Annotated in this window: 14 protein-coding genes; 9 read left to right on the forward strand and 5 right to left on the reverse strand. The window is 56.7% G+C overall.

The window, feature by feature from the left end; translation table 11 throughout:
• Positions 1-15: 15 nt before the first annotated feature.
• A complete protein-coding gene (gene valS, locus G538_RS0106975; RefSeq protein WP_029068750.1) occupies positions 16-2,724 on the reverse strand; it encodes a valine--tRNA ligase in 2,709 nt (902 codons plus the stop codon).
• Positions 2,725-2,858: 134 nt separating this feature from the next.
• Here valS and cofE point away from each other — a divergent pair, with 134 nt between their 5' ends.
• Complete coding sequence (cofE, locus tag G538_RS15575) at positions 2,859-3,653, forward strand: coenzyme F420-0:L-glutamate ligase (protein ID WP_035833525.1); 795 nt, start codon at positions 2,859-2,861, stop codon at positions 3,651-3,653.
• Here the strand turns inward: cofE and G538_RS15580 are convergent.
• The 4 genes from G538_RS15580 to proC all read right to left on the reverse strand — a co-directional run bounded on the left by G538_RS15580 (position 3,626) and on the right by proC (position 7,644).
• Positions 3,626-4,537: an ABC transporter ATP-binding protein gene (locus tag G538_RS15580; RefSeq protein ID WP_084618172.1), complete on the reverse strand. Its 912-nt coding sequence runs from the start codon at positions 4,535-4,537 to the stop codon at positions 3,626-3,628. The genes cofE and G538_RS15580 overlap by 28 nt on opposite strands.
• Positions 4,534-5,628, reverse strand: a complete 1,095-nt coding sequence (locus G538_RS0106990) for a putative F420-0 ABC transporter permease subunit (RefSeq protein ID WP_084618174.1) — start codon at positions 5,626-5,628, stop codon at positions 4,534-4,536. The genes G538_RS15580 and G538_RS0106990 overlap by 4 nt, the downstream gene beginning before the upstream one ends.
• A 4-nt stretch (positions 5,629-5,632) precedes the next feature.
• Entirely contained in the window at positions 5,633-6,694 is a 1,062-nt protein-coding gene (locus G538_RS0106995; RefSeq protein WP_245566813.1) for a putative F420-0 ABC transporter substrate-binding protein, read from the reverse strand.
• A gap of 137 nt (positions 6,695-6,831) precedes the next feature.
• Complete coding sequence (proC, locus tag G538_RS0107000) at positions 6,832-7,644, reverse strand: pyrroline-5-carboxylate reductase (RefSeq protein WP_035833528.1); 813 nt, start codon at positions 7,642-7,644, stop codon at positions 6,832-6,834.
• A gap of 323 nt (positions 7,645-7,967) precedes the next feature.
• On the opposite strand from proC, the gene G538_RS0107005 reads away from it, so the two are divergent.
• The 8 genes from G538_RS0107005 to ndk all read left to right on the forward strand — a co-directional run bounded on the left by G538_RS0107005 (position 7,968) and on the right by ndk (position 16,656).
• Positions 7,968-8,240 carry a hypothetical protein gene (locus tag G538_RS0107005; RefSeq protein WP_029068754.1) on the forward strand — a complete coding sequence of 91 codons (273 nt, stop codon included), beginning with the start codon at positions 7,968-7,970 and terminating at the stop codon, positions 8,238-8,240.
• A gap of 309 nt (positions 8,241-8,549) precedes the next feature.
• Complete coding sequence (gene ileS / locus G538_RS0107015) at positions 8,550-11,768, forward strand: isoleucine--tRNA ligase (RefSeq protein ID WP_029068755.1); 3,219 nt, start codon at positions 8,550-8,552, stop codon at positions 11,766-11,768.
• Positions 11,769-11,812: 44 nt separating this feature from the next.
• Entirely contained in the window at positions 11,813-13,195 is a 1,383-nt protein-coding gene (locus G538_RS0107020; RefSeq protein WP_029068756.1) for a bifunctional folylpolyglutamate synthase/dihydrofolate synthase, read from the forward strand.
• Positions 13,196-13,328: 133 nt separating this feature from the next.
• Positions 13,329-14,324, forward strand: a complete 996-nt coding sequence (dhaK, locus tag G538_RS0107025; RefSeq protein ID WP_029068757.1) for a dihydroxyacetone kinase subunit DhaK — start codon at positions 13,329-13,331, stop codon at positions 14,322-14,324.
• Positions 14,325-14,336: 12 nt separating this feature from the next.
• Complete coding sequence (gene dhaL / locus G538_RS0107030; RefSeq protein ID WP_029068758.1) at positions 14,337-14,981, forward strand: dihydroxyacetone kinase subunit DhaL; 645 nt, start codon at positions 14,337-14,339, stop codon at positions 14,979-14,981.
• Positions 14,978-15,700, forward strand: a complete 723-nt coding sequence (dhaM, locus tag G538_RS0107035; RefSeq protein WP_029068759.1) for a dihydroxyacetone kinase phosphoryl donor subunit DhaM — start codon at positions 14,978-14,980, stop codon at positions 15,698-15,700. The genes dhaL and dhaM overlap by 4 nt, the downstream gene beginning before the upstream one ends.
• Positions 15,701-15,720: 20 nt before the next feature.
• On the forward strand, positions 15,721-16,143 hold the full coding sequence (locus G538_RS0107040; RefSeq protein ID WP_051196674.1) for a DUF4233 domain-containing protein: 423 nt from the start codon (positions 15,721-15,723) through the stop codon (positions 16,141-16,143).
• Between the two features lie 78 nt (positions 16,144-16,221).
• Positions 16,222-16,656, forward strand: coding sequence for a nucleoside-diphosphate kinase (gene ndk, locus G538_RS0107045; RefSeq protein WP_029068761.1), 435 nt, complete (start codon positions 16,222-16,224; stop codon positions 16,654-16,656).
• Position 16,657: the final 1 nt, after the last annotated feature.

Consider the following 16,657-nt stretch of genomic DNA (forward strand, 5'->3'; position numbering starts at 1 on the left):
TCCTCAGGTGTCATGTCAGTTGCGCGGAGTGCGAGCTGGGGCTTCGCCGAGTGTTACTCCGGTTATGCCAATTCCACCTTGTCCAGCTGCCGTTGCGTCTGAGGTGTCGTCGTGGGGTGTCACGGTGACCTTCTCAGCGCGCCCAGCAGAGCAGATATCTGGTAGTGCTACGCGAACGTACTCTGCCCAGGGGGATGGTACAAGGAGCTCTGCGGTGAGGATTGGGGTTTTCATCGATGCTTTTGCTTCAGACTTCACCTTGCGCAGTGCGGCAAGGGCCGCTCCTGCAGCAGTGAGGAGCTCAGGGTTAGCGCCCTGTGCGGCGGTGGTGAGCGTAGCAGCAGTTGGCCATGGTGCGCGGTGAATGGATTCAGTGTGCCACCACGACCACACTTCGTCTGTGGCGAAGGGGAGGACAGGTGCAAACAGTCGCAAGAGGGTGTCCAGCGCCAAGGCGAGAGCGGTTCTTGCAGACAAAGCTTCTGTTGTCACACTGTCGTGGCCATCAGCGTACGCACGATCTTTCACAAGTTCGAGGTAGTCGTCACAGAAGGTCCAGAAGAACGTTTCGGTGAGTTCCAAGGCCCGAGTGTGATCGAAGTCTGTGAGTGCAGCAGTAGAACGCTCAACGACGCTGGCGAGCCCGGCGAGCATCGCCTTGTCGATGTCTTCGGTGACGAGTGCGGGGTCTAGTGATACTTCACCGTCCGTGGAAAAGGACAGCGCGAACTTTGACGCATTGAGAATTTTAATGGCTAGGCGGCGTCCGATTTTCATTTGCCCGATCTCGAAGGCGGCGTCTGTTCCCAGCCGTGCTGAGGCAGCCCAGTAACGTACGGCGTCGGAGCCATGTTCTTCGAGAAGCCCCATGGGGGTGACGACATTGCCCTTGGATTTGGACATTTTCTTGCGGTCAGGGTCAAGAATCCACCCGGAAATTGCCGCGTGACGCCATGGCAATTGGTTGTGTTCGAGGTGTGAGCGAACAACAGTGGAGAACAGCCATGTGCGGATGATGTCTTGGCCTTGGGGGCGCAAGTCCATGGGGAAGACGCGCTCGAATAGTTCTGGGTCGCGAAGCCACCCACCAGCGATTTGGGGGCTCAATGATGAGGTTGCCCAGGTATCCATGATGTCGGGGTCGCCAACGAACCCGCCTGCTTGGCCACGCTGTGATTCGGTGTATCCGGTAGGGGCATCACTGGAAGGGTCGATGGGAAGTTGGTCGCCGGTCGGAACGATGGGGGAGTCCCACTGTGTTTCGCCGTGGGCGTCAACGGGGTACCACACGGGGAAAGGAACACCGAAGAAGCGTTGACGTGAGACCAGCCAGTCACCATTGAGTCCACCAACCCAGTTGGCGTAGCGTACCCGCATGAAATCTGGGTGGAATGTCAGTTCATCACCGCGGCTCAGAAGTTCCTCGCGTAGTTCGCGGCCTTCCATGGGACGGCCGCCGTTGCGGATGTACCACTGGCGTGAGGTCACAATCTCCAAAGGCTTGTCGCCTTTTTCGAAGAAGTTCGTTTTGCGTTGGGTCGCAACAGGCTCACCGTCTAGGTCTCCTGAGGCACGTAGCGCATCGACAACTTCCTTGCGTGCTGAGAAGGTGGTTTTCCCGGCAATTGCTGCGTAGAGTTCTTGCCCCGCGGGGGTGGTGATCCACTCGGGGGTTTCTGCGATAACGCGACCATCACGGCGGATGATGGAGCGGGTGGGGAGGTTGAGTTCGCGCCACCATTGGACGTCGGTCAGGTCGCCGAAGGTGCAGCACATGGCGATTCCGGCGCCTTTGTCAGGCTCGGCAGCAGTGTGCGCAAGCACAGGAACCTCAACACCAAAAAGTGGGGAGGTAACAGTGGAGCCAAAGAGGTGTTGGTAGCGCTCGTCATCAGGGTGAGCGATTAGCGCAACACACGCGGCCAGAAGCTCAGGGCGCGTCGTTTCGATAAAGAGCGGCTCACCGGTTGCTGTGTGGAAAGCAACCTTGTGGTAGTGACCTGGGTAGTCACGTGCTTCAAGTTCAGCTTGAGCGACAGCTGTTTGGAACGTGACATCCCACAAACCAGGTGCTTCAGCTTGGTATGCCTCGCCGCGTGACAAGTTGTTGAGGAATGCTTGCTGGGCAACTGCTTGTGCGTCGCGCCCAATCGTTTGATACGTCCGGGTCCAGTCCACGGAAAGCCCAAGACGGCGCCACAGGGCTTCGAACTGCTTCTCATCTTCAACGGTGAGGCGTTCGCACAGTTCAACGAAGTTCTTGCGGGAGATGGGTTGCTGGTCTGCTGCTTTCACTGACTTACCTTCGCCGCCCGCGAAAGGAGGCTCGTAATTCTCTACGTAAGGAAGGGTGGGGTCACAGCGCACCCCATAGTAGTTCTGGACGCGGCGTTCAGTGGGTAAACCGTTGTCGTCCCACCCCATGGGGTAAAACACGTTCTTGCCTGACATCCGCTGGAACCGAGCAATGACATCGGTGTGCGTGTAAGAAAAGACGTGCCCGACGTGTAGCGAACCTGACACAGTAGGTGGGGGAGTGTCAATGGAAAAGACCTGCTCGCGGGTTGTCTCCGGATTGAAGGCGTAGGTGTGGTCGTTCTCCCACGCGGTGTTCCACCGGGACTCTAGACCCTCAACACCAACCCGGTCCGGGACACCAGAAACGCGCGCGGTTGCCGGTGGTACAGAGTCACGGGTGGTTGCAGATTCATCAAAGGCACTCATGTCCACTAATTCTTCCATAGGTTGACCCCTCACAGTGCCGTGTCCAGATAGCAGGTCACCGGCACGGTGGCACGTATGCTGAGAGCTGAGTAGGTCAGTATGAGACATACCAACATGCGAGAAAGGCCGGTTCCGTGGAGTTCCATGTATCAGCCCCCGTCGGACTACCTGAGATTGTTCCGGGGGACGACATCGGTGGCCTCGTGTGTCACAGTTCCATGCCACTCGCTGACGGAGACATTGTGGCAGTCACCTCAAAGATTGTGTCGAAAGCAGAAGGACGCATCGTTGCAGCTGATGACCGCGAAGCCGCCATCGATTCACAAACAGTGCGTATCGTTGCCCAACGGATGCGCCCTGATGGAACCAGTCTGCGTATCGTCGAAAACCCGTTAGGGCTGGTCATGGCAGCAGCTGGGGTCGACGCGTCAAACACACCTGCTGGAACAGTATTGTTACTGCCCAGCGACCCTGATGCGAGCGCCCGCACTATCCGGGCCACCATCGCTGCGCTGCGTGGTGTCAACGTCGCTGTCATTATCACTGACACTGTAGGGCGCCCCTGGCGTGCGGGTCTGACAGATATTGCGATCGGTGCGGCAGGCATTCTCCCAATAGTTGACTACCGCGGACACCAAGACACCGCTGGCCGTGAACTGTCAGTTACCCAGACAGCACTCATTGATGAGTTAGCCAGTGCCTCAGAAATCGTGCGCGGTAAAACTGACGGTCGTCCGATCGCGGTGATCCGTGGACTGGCCGGGGCAGTCCTGCCAGCAGGCAACGATGGGGAAGGTGCACGCCAACTTGTGCGTCTTGGCCCCGACGATTTGTTTGCGCAAGGCAGTCAAGAAGCTTTCGATGCGGGGTACGCCGCTGGCCTCGCTGCTGCCCGCCAGGCTCAGCGAGCAGGCACCGACGCGGAGTGAGCCGCCTCAGAACCTCTCGTAGCAGCGCGCTGTTGGGATACCGGATGTGCCTGATCTGTTTGTGCACTGTGCGTCAGCGGAGCCAAAGCAACCATGAACTCACCCGTGACCGGGTGTGACATGACCGCTGCATCAACGCCGTACACCTTGCGGATATTCGCCGGAGTGAGGACCTCTTGGACCTTGCCCGCAGCCACAACGCGCCCCTCACACAGCAAAATCAGTTGGTCACAGTACCTCGCTGCAAGATTCAAATCATGCAACGCAACGACAACAGTCGGCGCCTCAGTGCCGGAAAAATTGTCAGACCCAGCTTGGGTAGCAACCTGACGCAATATGGCCAAAATATCGAACTGCGCTTTGATATCAAGGTGGTTTGTTGGTTCATCAACCAGCAGAACCCGTGGCTGTTGAACAAGTGCACGAGCAATGTGGACACGTTGACGTTCACCACCGGACAACGTGTCCAGGTCACGGTCCGCGAAGTCTGTCAGGTCCAACGCGCTGAGCACAGAACCAACAATCTGACGGTCCACAACGTGCTCACCACCAAGAAGTGAACGGTGTGGAATCCGCCCCAACGCAACAGCTTGACGAACAGACGTCGGCTGAGACGTGCCATGATGTTGATCCATCACAGCCATCGTTCTAGCGCGCTGCCGCGAACCCAACGAGCCAATGCTGCGCCCGTCAAGTTCAACCAGCCCGGATGCAGGCGAGTTCAGCCCACTCAAGAGACGCACCAACGACGACTTCCCACTGCCATTCGGGCCCAATAAACCCGTCACAGCCCCAGCGCGGAACGCGTGGGAAATGTTGTCAACGATTCGTGTGTCACCGATACTCCAGGACACTTTTTTCGCTGAGAGTTGCGAGAAAGTCATGCTTCACCAGCTTTCGTTCGGTAGAGCACAAACGCGAAAAGAGGTGCCCCAACAGCTGCAGTGATCACCCCAACAGGAATTTCACGAGGGTCAAAAATCGTGCGAGCCAAGGTATCGCACCACATGAGAAACACCGCACCACATGCAGCACTAAGCGGCAGAAGCAAACGGTGACCCGTGCCAACAAGAAGACGAACCGCGTGCGGAATGATGATCCCCACGAAACCAATCGCCCCACTCACCGACACCAAGGAACCGGTCAACACCGCCACAGCAATGAGTAACCCCCACCGCCAAGCCTCAACACGAATACCCAAACTATGTGCCGATGCCTCACCGAACGTAAACGCATCAAGAATATTTCCACTAACCATCAGCGGAACACCAATGACCACCAATGCGCCACCAGCAATGGCAACAGTGCTCCACGACGCCCCACCAAGGGACCCCATCAACCACGCCAGCACTTGCCGGTAAGAATCGCCTGAAGCTGACCAAAAAATAATGAACGACACCCCCGCCGAACAGACCTGACTAATAGCAAGGCCCGCAAGAATAGTCCGAACCGGGGTGACAGCCCCCATTGAGCGGGCAAGAGTCAAGGACCCAACGAGTGCCAACAAGGCACCACTAAACGCGGCAATGGGTAAAGCAACGCCAACAGCAAACAACAACACGATCACTGCGCCAAGAGACGCCCCAGAGGACAACCCTAAAAGGTAAGGATCAGCAAGAGGGTTCCGGGTCAGCGACTGCATGATCACTCCACACAACGCCAACCCGGCCCCCACAGCGCCAGCGGTGAGAACCCGTGGAAGTCGCAACTCCCACACCATCGCGTCGCGCAACGCGGAGATCTCAACACCGCCAGCAAACCCGCCCAAACCTAGGTGATGCAGGATCGAAGCCCACACCTCACCAGCAGATAACTGGGCGGGTCCAATCATGACCGTGAACACCACAGTGACAACCAGCGCACACAATACGCCACTGGTGACAAGCACCCTGCGCCACGCGAACCCACCACGCACTAAATGATCCACGGGGGGAACATAGTGTGCAGAACTGTCAACCTGCTTCACGGCAGTCATGAAACTACGACAACTCGAGTGAACTCAATTGGCGGGAAAGATCTGCCGCCGCTGACACCGTACGAACCCCGGCTTCCGTTGGTGGAAAGTCGATGACCAAATACTGCTTATTCTTCACAGCCGGCAACTGTGCAGCAGCCGGCTGTGATTCAAGCATCTCGATCTTGCTGTCAGCAGTTGACCAACTCGCATCAACAAGAATGATGACATCAGGGTTCGACTCAACAATGGCTTCCCATGACATCGAACCCCACGTGTCATCAATATCTTGCCCTACGTTACTCACTCCCACGGTGTCCATGATGAGCTGGGCCGAGCCAATACCCCCACCAACAAACGGAACATCAGACCCCGAAGAAAACCACAACGCCTCAAGACCGCGATCGTCAGCAGTCACCGCTTCCAACTGCGCCCGCTGATCCGCAACAACCTGCGCCGCCTGCTCAGAAGCATCGAAAATCTCACCAACAGTGGTGATCTCATCAAACAACGCCTCCCACGTCAGCGGGTCAGGCTGATACCCCGGTGCTTTACACGCAGAGGGGGCAACGATCGTGTGCACCCCAAGATCCTCAAAGAAATCCCGGTCAGCGATCCCCTCAGCAGTCAACATAGATTCCCACCCGACATAAACAACCTCAGGCTCCACCTCGAGCACAGCCTCAGCGGACGGTAACTGCTCTGCCAACGGTGACGCAATCGCCTCATTACCCTGCGCCTGCTCCTGCAACCAATCAGGAATCGGACCATCGAGGTACGTCGTCGCCACAATGGAGTCACCTAACCCCAACGCAAGAAGAAGTTCCGTGGTTGACGACTTCGCGGTCATAACCCGGCGCGGAGCCTGCTCAAACGTCACCTCATACCCACAGTTATCGATCGTCAGCGGGTAGGCAGTTCCAGTGGACGTAGTCGACGGCGACGATTGGGCGGCAGGAGAAGATGTTGACTCAGCGCTGCAAGCACTAAGGAAAACGACAGTAGACAAGGTGACAACAACGGGAATAGCCACGCGGCGCAGACCCATAGAAGGGGCTGTGCGCTCGCGGAAAAGTGAAGGCATCATCAGAGGTGATTCTTTCAGCCAAGAGTGGGCGGGAGGATGTGCTGCGAATGCCGGAGCAGATCAGCAGCGCAAATCGGCGCTGCACCTCCCAACCAATCGAGGCTGAGGGACCTTGTCGTTCTATGATGCCAGATGCATCAGCCCTGTTGGTTGAGGTTTTTATCACGTGAGACGGTGGCAGCAACCGCGTCGGTAACTGTTGAAAGAAAACCGTGGCGTTCAAGTTCCAGCAAACCTGCAACAGTGGTGCCGCCAGGGGAGCAGACCGCGTCGATGAGCGCCCAAGGGTGTTCTTGTGTTTCTTGGAGGAGCGTTGCTGAACCAAGCACTGCCTGGGTGGCAACTTTGGTGGCGACTGCTTTGGGCATTCCCGCAGCAACTGCGCCGCGCGACAGGGCATCAATGTAGAGGAACGTGAATGCCGGGGAACTCCCTGCTATGGCGGTGAATGCCGGGAATTGCGCTTCCTCAAGGACAACAACGTCGCCTACTGCTTCGAATGCGGCAACGACGCTTGATTCGTCACTGTCCGTGGCATTCTCGTTGAGACAGATGGCGGTCATTCCAGCGCGCACCGTGGAGTTGACGTTGGGCATTGCCCGGGCAATGCGGGTGTTTTGCCCCAACATTGCGCCTAGGTCATTTAAGGTCAAGCCAGCGGCAACTGAGACCACAAGGGGTGTGCTTTCTTGGAGTTCTTCGCTGATCTCAGCGGCAACTTCAGCAAATTGGTGTGGTTTAACGGCCAAAATGAGGATGTCTGATTCCAGTGCGACAAGCGCGTTGGAATCAAGAGCTCGAAGGGAGAGCTCAGCCGCGAACTCGTCACGCTTCGTCTTGTTTCTCGAGGACACCACAATGTCCTGTGACTGAACCAGTCCACTGGCGATAAGCCCGCGGATAATGGCACCTGCCATGTTTCCGATGCCGATGAAACCAACTGTGCTCATAATGCTTGCCCCTTTTGGTATTGACGTATTTTCTCTACCGTACCGCCGATCAACAGGGCTTTCGACGCGAGGTGGCGCTCTTGCTTCACGATGCGCAACACACGTCCACCAGTTGGGCACGAGATGTTTGCACTAGACGCAGTCTGGGTTTCTCGGTCATCATAGGGGCATGACATTGAGCACCGTGAGTAACCATGACCAGCGTTCCACGCTGTCTGTCATGGGCCGTGTGTGCCTTTCCTGTTGTTGTCAGCCCGTAACTTTCCGCTGACCACACAACAGATGACGCCCCACAGGGGGCGTCTAGATTTTCCAGGATAAAAATGTCATCTCTCGCCGTGGCACTTGCCACCCCTGTGCGCAGTGCTGTGCTCCCTTCCTCCTTGAACCTTGATGCTCCTCGCGTGATGCAACCGACTCCGGTTGCGCAGGAGCGAGTTGTTGACGTGGTGAAACCAGGACGTGCTGGTGCAGTCACCGTGGAGTACCTCGTGTTGCACGACATCGAGCGCTTCAGCATGAGACGCGCCACAAGAACAGAAACACGCCAGACTGCCTCCCTGCGAGACGTGACGAATGGGGGCGTTGCAGTCTAGGATGAAACAGATCGGCGTCGACCCGGCTATCACCGGCGAGCCTCCGGAAGAACAGGCCATGTCACGCGCAGTGATGAACCGTAAGGACTCACTCCCACCGGGACCCACGCGCGAAGCACAGCCCTAGTAGACCCGGACGGGGAAGGCCCGTTACAGCTGAGAACGAGAGGTTGGTAGCTAGTGAACTCCCGCAACACGCGGAGCTCCTAATGCCAGCAAGCGGGGTGGTACCGCGGCCCCATGCCCCTGCGCATGGTGTTCGTCCTCGCAGTCACAGGTTTTATTGGTCCACCCTGGAGTGCTCACGCCATGAGTAACAGCTCACGCTATCCGCTGCACCGCGACGCAGACTCTGTTGTCGCATCTCCTCATCTCCCAACAGTTGAAGAGGAGGTGCTGGCGTATTGGGAGTCCGACAACACTTTCGCGGCGTCCATTGCGCAACGTGACGCAGGGGACAAGGGTTCCAATGAGTTCGTTTTCTACGATGGCCCCCCGTTTGCCAATGGCTTGCCACACTATGGCCACCTCCTGACTGGGTACGCCAAAGACGTTGTACCCCGGTATCAAACGATGCGTGGCCGCCGCGTTGAACGTCGGTTCGGCTGGGACACTCATGGGTTACCAGCTGAACTCGAAGCCGAACGCGTTCTTGGCATCACGGATAAATCCCAAATTGATGAGATGGGTATCGCTGCATTTAACGATGCCTGCCGCACCTCGGTGTTGAAGTACACCAAAGAATGGGAAGAGTACGTCACTCGGCAAGCACGTTGGGTGGACTTCGAAAACGACTACAAAACCCTCGACAGCACCTTTATGGAATCTGTCATCTGGGCATTCAAACAACTTTATGACAAAGGCCTTGCCTACGAGGGGCACCGGGTCCTGCCATACTGCTGGCGTGATGAAACACCGTTGTCCAACCACGAACTGCGCATGGACGACGATGTCTACCAGTCCCGTCAAGATCCAGCACTCACTGTCTTGCTGCCACTGCGTGACGCCCCCCAGGCGCTGCGTGACGCATCGTTGGTGATCTGGACAACCACCCCATGGACCTTGCCTTCGAACCTTGCCGTTGCTGTTGGCCCTGACATTCCTTATGTTGCTGTGCGCCCGACACAGGGTGACATGGCAGGTCGCACGCTGATTCTGGCAGCCTCCCGGGTGAGTTCCTATTCTCGTGAACTTGGTGAAGAGCCTGAAGTTGTTGCCCAGCTCACCGGAGCAGACCTCGTTGGACTGTTCTATCAACCACCGTTTGCATACTTCGCAGATCGGGACAACGCCCACCAGGTACTAGCCGCTGACTTTGTCACCACGGATGACGGAACAGGGTTAGTCCACCTTGCCCCAGCATTCGGTGAAGACGACGCCGCAGTCTGCGCGGAAGCGGGCATCGACACGATCGTCCCAGTGGACTCTAAAGGACGTTTCACCCATGATGTTCCCGACTATGTTGGGCAACAGGTTTTTGATGCCAACCCGGTCATCATCAAAGACCTCAAAGAGCGTGGCATCGTTGTGCGCCACGAAACCTACCAACACTCCTATCCACACTGCTGGCGTTGCCGGAACCCTTTGATCTACAAGGCTGTGTCTTCGTGGTTTGTGCGGGTCACGCAATTCCGTGACCGCATGGTCGAACTCAACGACGACGTCACCTGGGTCCCTGACCACATCAAGCATGGTCAGTTTGGAAAGTGGCTCTCCAACGCTCGTGACTGGTCCATCTCACGTAACCGCTACTGGGGCACCCCCATTCCTGTATGGGTGTCAGACAGTGCAGAATACCCGCGCATGGACGTTTATGGTTCACTAGCTGATCTTGAGCGTGACTTTGGGCGGTTGCCGCTCAACGAGCAGGGAGAGCCGGACCTGCACCGCCCATACATTGATGACCTCACGCGGCCAAACCCCGATGACCCAACTGGGCAATCGACGATGCGCCGTATTCCTGATGTCCTTGACGTGTGGTTTGACTCCGGGTCCATGCCATTCGCGCAAGTGCACTATCCCTTTGAGAATGCCGAGTGGTTCGACAACCACTACCCAGGTGATTTCATCGTGGAGTACATCGGGCAAACTCGTGGTTGGTTCTACACCCTCCATGTCCTTGCCACCGCACTGTTTGACCGCCCCGCTTTCAGAACTGCTGTATCCCACGGGATCGTGCTGGGCTCTGACGGGCGCAAAATGAGCAAGTCGTTGCGCAACTACCCTGACGTGTCAGAAGTCCTCGGTCGAGATGGCGCAGACGCTATGCGCTGGTTCCTCATGTCGAGCCCCATTTTGCGTGGCGGAAACCTCGTGGTGACAGAAGAGGGAATTCGAGATTCTGTCCGTCAGGTACTGCTCCCTGTGTGGTCCACGTACTACTTCTTTACGATGTACGTCTCAGCGGTGGGGAAGGGCCAGGGATACCTTGCCCGCATGATTACCCCCGACGACTACGCAGATCTCCCGGACATGGACCGGTACATCTTGGCTCGGACGCGAACTCTTGTCGCTGACCTCACCGGGCAGATGGATGGATTTGACATTGCCGGTGCGTGTGAATCAGTGCGTGATTACCTCGATGAACTCACTAACTGGTATGTGCGCACCCAGCGTGACCGCTTCTGGGGCGAAGACCACAACGCATTCAACACTCTCTACACCGTGTTGGAAACTCTGACGCGCCTCATCGCGCCACTAGCACCGCTAGTCTCCGAGGAAATTTGGCGTGGACTTACTGGTGGACGGTCCGTGCACCTAGAAGACTGGCCAACCCTGGCTGGAGCGTACGGTGAGATTCTCGTTGCCGATGACACTCTCGTGGGTGCCATGGACGAGATCCGTGAAACAGTGTCCCTGGCGTTGTCCTTGCGTAAAGCACACCGCCTCCGGGTGCGCCAACCACTGTCATCACTAACTATCGTCACTGACAACCCTGCCGCGATTTCGCCATACAGCACTGTGCTTGCTGGGGAACTCAACGTCCGTAATGTCAACATTGAACTTCTCGACGACTCTGCAGCGACCACCTATGGGATCTCAGAGAACCTTGCGGTCAATGCTCGTGCTGCAGGCCCGCGCCTCGGACGTGGTGTTCAAGCTGTCATCAAGGGCGCCAAAACTGGAGCATGGTCGAAAACAGCGGCCGGGGCAGTTGTGGTCACCACCGATGGCGGCGACGTGGAGCTCTTACCTGCTGAATACGAACTCACGACAGTCGTCGATAACACCTCGGGTCAGCACACTGCAGCAGCCGTTTTGAGTGGCGGAGGGTTTGTTGTTCTCGACATCGAACTCACCGAAGAACTCATCGCGGAGGGTTACGCACGTGACTTAATCCGTGACATCCAAGAGGCACGCAAAAACGCAGGACTCAACGTGTCAGACCGTATTCACCTGACAATCACTGTGCCAGAAGAAAACCTTGCTGCTTTGACAACGCACCGTGACCTGATCGCACGCGAAACGCTCGCAATCGACATGGTTACCGAGCCCGGGGAACGCACCGTGTCTGTGCAGCGAGCCTAAACCCAACCAAGCCGTTTGTGCCCGTGATAAGAAGGAGCACCCCCGTGCAGAGAAAGCCCCTGCCTACAGAACCAACTGACCAAGAACTCGCAGAACTCCGCGAGATCTACGGGCAGATCATGACCCGCAACCCGGAACATGATTTTGAGCCAACTCTTGACCGGGTACGTCACGTACTCGACCTTCTCGGAAACCCCCAAAATGCCTATCGGACGATTCACATCACGGGCACAAACGGAAAGACTTCAACGGCGCGCATGGTCGAAGCGCTTATTGACGAGCACGGATTGCGAACTGGCCGGTTCACCTCTCCGCACCTCACCTCGGTCACTGAGCGCATCACCATTGACAGCGAACCAATCTCTCCACGTGCTTTTGTGGAGGTTTACCACGATGTTGCGCCGTACATTGAGATGGCTGATGCCTCCTCACAAAGCGCAGGTGGGCCACGCCTGAGTTTCTTCGAGGTATTGACTGTCATGGCGTATGCGGCTTTCGCTGACGCGCCGGTCGATGTTGCCGTCATTGAAGTTGGGCTTGGCGGAACCTGGGACGCAACCAACGTCATCGATCCTGAAGTATCGATTATCACCCCGATTTCTCTAGACCACACCCAATGGTTGGGCGACACATTGCATGACATCGCCACGGAGAAGGCTGGCATTATCAAACCACACCGACGGGTAGTAGTCGCTCAACAAGAAGAATCAGTTCACCAAGTCATTGTGGAAGCTGCGCAAGCAGTCTCCGCTCACCTCATCGGTGAACCAGCTGACATGGACGTGACCGGGCGTGCACCAGCAGTGGGTGGGCAGATGCTAACCCTGACAACACCTGCTGCAACGTACACGGATATTTTCCTCCCACTATTTGGGCGCCATCAAGCACACAACGCGTTGCTGGCACTTGTCGCAGCCGAAGGTGTTATGGCTTCAGGGGCTGCATTGCGTGGTGAAATTGTTGAAGCAGCCTTCGGGAAGGTGACGTCCCCCGGGCGTCTGGAACTGGTGCGGTCAAGCCCGGCTTTCCTTGTTGACGCCGCGCACAACCCAGGAGGTATCGATGCGCTCATCGAAGCGCTCGATGAATCGTTCCAGTTCCACCGTTTGATCGGTGTGGTCGGTATTTTTCAAGACAAAGACGCAGAAACTATTCTGTCGCTGCTTGAACCTGTGCTAGCCGAAATCGTTATCACACAGTCCGATTCTGACCGGTCACGTGACACACAAGAACTCGCAGAACTCGCCGAAGAGATTTTCGGCGAAGAACGTGTGCACCAAGCCCCAGCGCTTGATGAAGCTCTTGATATTGCTGCCACTCAAGCGGAACTCTATGACGACATCGGAACAGGCACAGGAACTGGGGTGATTGTTACCGGTTCGGTGATCCTTGCCGCCCAGGCCAGAACACTGCTCGGTAAGCGGTAAACGCCATGCGGTGTGGAACATCGCAACACCAGACACGCCGTGACCGACAAGCGTGAACAGGGTCGACAGTGATTGAATGACACAGTGGTCTTCATTCCCCACAGCCGACGTTGTCTGTCTTGGAAGGTGCACAGTGAAAAAGCTCATTAATGACCCCCGCGATGTCCTGAGGGAAAGCGTTGAAGGGTTCGCGCTTGCTCACTCGTCCATTGTTGAGGCGCATTGGGACCCAACATTCATTTCCCAACGCAGACCGCTGCCACACTCAACGGTGGCGTTGGTGTCCGGTGGGGGATCGGGCCACGAGCCCCTGCACGGTGGTTTTGTGGGGGATGGCATGCTTGCTGCCGCCGTGCCCGGTGCGATGTTTACCTCGCCAACTCCAGATCAGATTGATGCAGCATTTCACCACGCTGATGTTGGTGGCGGGGTTGTGGCGATCGTGAAAAATTACACTGGCGACGTCATGAATTTTGAGATGGCAGTTGAACTAGCGCAAGCCGACGGAATCGATGTGCGTACAGTGCTCGTAAATGACGATGTTGCTGTTGAGGACTCGACATGGACGGCAGGTCGGCGAGGGGTGGCCGGCACAGTGTTGGTGGAGAAAATTGCTGGTGCTGCAGCGGCTCGGGGTGATGATCTTGAGACTGTTGTGCGTATTGCCGAGCATGTCAACGCCAACGTGCGGTCAATGGGAGTTGCGCTCAGTGCATGCACAGTCCCACATGCCGGGGTTCCCTCATTCGATCTCGGTGACGACGAAATCGAGTTGGGTATCGGGATCCACGGTGAGCCCGGGCGACGGCGAGAGAAACTGTCAGAAGCAGACACCATCACCGCAACGCTCCTTGAAGCGATCACTGATGACTTAGCGCTGGCTTCCGGTGAGCAGGTACTTCTTTTTGTTAATGGGATGGGCGGCACGCCGACTTCCGAGTTGTATATCGTCTACCGTGCGGCTGCTGAACTACTAAGCCGCGCAGGCGTTGTCGTGAGTAGATCACTTGTGGGGAACTATGTCACCTCGCTTGATATGCAAGGGGTGTCGCTGTCTGTGTTACGGCTCGATGATGACATGACGAGCCTGTGGGACGCTCCCGTCCATACAGCAGCTCTACGCTGGTAGCGAGTACAGGAGATGACCGTGTTAACCAACCAATGGGCTGTGAAGTGGATCGCTGGATGTGCCACCTCTATCCACGACCACCGCAGTGAACTCAGTCAACTCGACCGTGTCATTGGTGATGGTGATCATGGAGAGAACCTTGCTCGCGGCTTCGCAGCGGTTGCACAACGACTTCAGGAGAACACGCCCGACACCCCCGCTGATGTGCTGCGGATGGTTGCTACCACGTTGATGTCGACAGTAGGGGGTGCGTCTGGGCCACTATATGGGACGGCATTTCTCCGTGCAGCGAAGGCAATTGAGGGGCGTGATCTCGACTCGTTGGCTGTTGTCGATCTCCTGACAGCAGCGAGAGACGGAACTATTTTCCGAGGGAAAGCCGCGGTGGGAGAAAAAACTATGGTCGATGCTTGGGCGCCCGCTGTCGACGCCGCACGTGAGGCGTATGACCAAGGGCTGCCCCCAGATCAAGTACTCAGTGCCGCTGCCACAGGCGCAGCGCTTGGAGCACGCGCAACAACAATTCTGCAAGCCCGAAAAGGACGAGCGAGTTACCTAGGTGAACGTTCCGTGGGACATAAGGACCCCGGAGCAACCTCAACTGCGCTTATCCTTGAGGCTGCATCTCAAGCCGCTAAGAATGGAGAAGTATCATGACCCCTGCTGTTGCTTTGGTCTTTGTCTCACACAGCGGTCTGCTCGCTCAGGGCATCGTTGACCTCTGCCGCCAGATGGCGCCCACCACTGTGATGATTCCAGCTGGTGGTTTAGAGGATGGTTCTTTAGGAACATCTTTTGACACGATTGCTGCTGCCATCGAACGTGCCGCTGGGTTAGGTGATGACAGTGAAGACCCTCTGCGTGATGTAGTTGTTTTGGCTGACCTTGGGTCAGCAGTGTTGTCGACGCAGTCTGTGATGGAGTTTCTACCAGCGGAATTGGAGGGGCGAATCACTTTGGCTTCAGCCCCCTTTGTTGAAGGTGGTGTTGCTGCTGCTGTGTCTGCTGAAGGAGGCGCGCCTGCAGCTGATGTTGCCCGCAGCGCTCATCAAGCTATGGACTCTCTTCTGTCACCGTTGTCAGCGACTGAACACGTTACACCTCCAGGTGTTGAGGGCAGCGTCTCGCAAGAAGTTGAGGTACTGAACTCGCTGGGCTTGCATGCACGGCCAGCTGCTGTGCTTGCTCGACTGATTGCTTCTTTCGATGCACACGTGACACTCAACGGAGCTGACGGAAGTTCGGTCATTGAGATCATGAAGTTGGGGGTGAGCGGCGGACAACGGCTTGTGATTACAGCACAGGGGCCGCAAGCAGAAGAGGCGCTCACCGCTGTTGTGCGCGCGATCACTGAAGGTTTCGGCGAACTGGCATAGATTGTCGCTATCCTTGGACAGTGACACATGCCCCAGCTCCCGGTTCCCGAATCATTGCTAAGAAGAGTGCGCGCCAACAGTTCACTTCTGTGACGCTGGTGCTCCAAGCCTTTGTCGTAGTGTTTGCGACGGTGGTCGCCGTCAGGTTTTCTGATATCGATCTCATCGCCGCAGAGCCCCAACAACTCTGGATCTTTGGTGGCGTACTGACTGCCTTCTTCCTCGTGATTTCTCGGTTGCAGGGCAGTGTGTATGGAGTTGTTGCAGGCACTGCAGCACAGGTCCCATTTGCTGCACTCAGCCTAGTGGTGGACACCTCGTTCATTGTTGTTGCGATTGTTTTTCTGGGTGTGTGGATCGCTTCAGTGTTGCTTGGTGCAAAGATTGACCGAGAACGGGCCGCATACGACGCACAGCATCCAGACACTGCGCCAAACGTGTAGAAGTTACCTGCCTAGCAGGGGATTCATCCCCTGCTAGGCAGGGCGCGCGTGTCACAGAGACTAGGTAGAGTTGTTCTCATGACACACCACACGACGGAACGCACACTCATTCTCATCAAACCCGATGGGGTAAGGCGCGGTCTCATCGGGCAGATTGTGTCCCGCATCGAGTCCAAAGGGTACATTGTTGTTGCTTTAGAGTTGCGGGAAGCCAGCCGAGAACTGCTGGAGCAGCACTATGCAGAGCATGTCGGTAAGCCTTTCTATGAACCTCTGTGTGACTTCATGTCTTCAGGCCCTTTAGTTGCTGTCGTCGCTGAGGGGGAACGCGTCATTGAGGGATTCCGCTCCCTTGCTGGAACGACAGACCCAACTCAGGCTTCGCCAGGAACAATTCGTGGTGATCTCGGGCGGGATTGGGGTCTACCTGTTGCCCAGAACCTGGTACATGGTTCTGATTCTCCACAGTCAGCAACACGCGAGATCGGTCTGTGGTTTCCTACGCTTTCTTAAG

This window comes from Jonesia quinghaiensis DSM 15701 (assembly GCF_000423205.1).
In the GTDB taxonomy this organism is placed as follows: Bacteria; Actinomycetota; Actinomycetes; order Actinomycetales; family Cellulomonadaceae; genus Jonesia; species Jonesia quinghaiensis.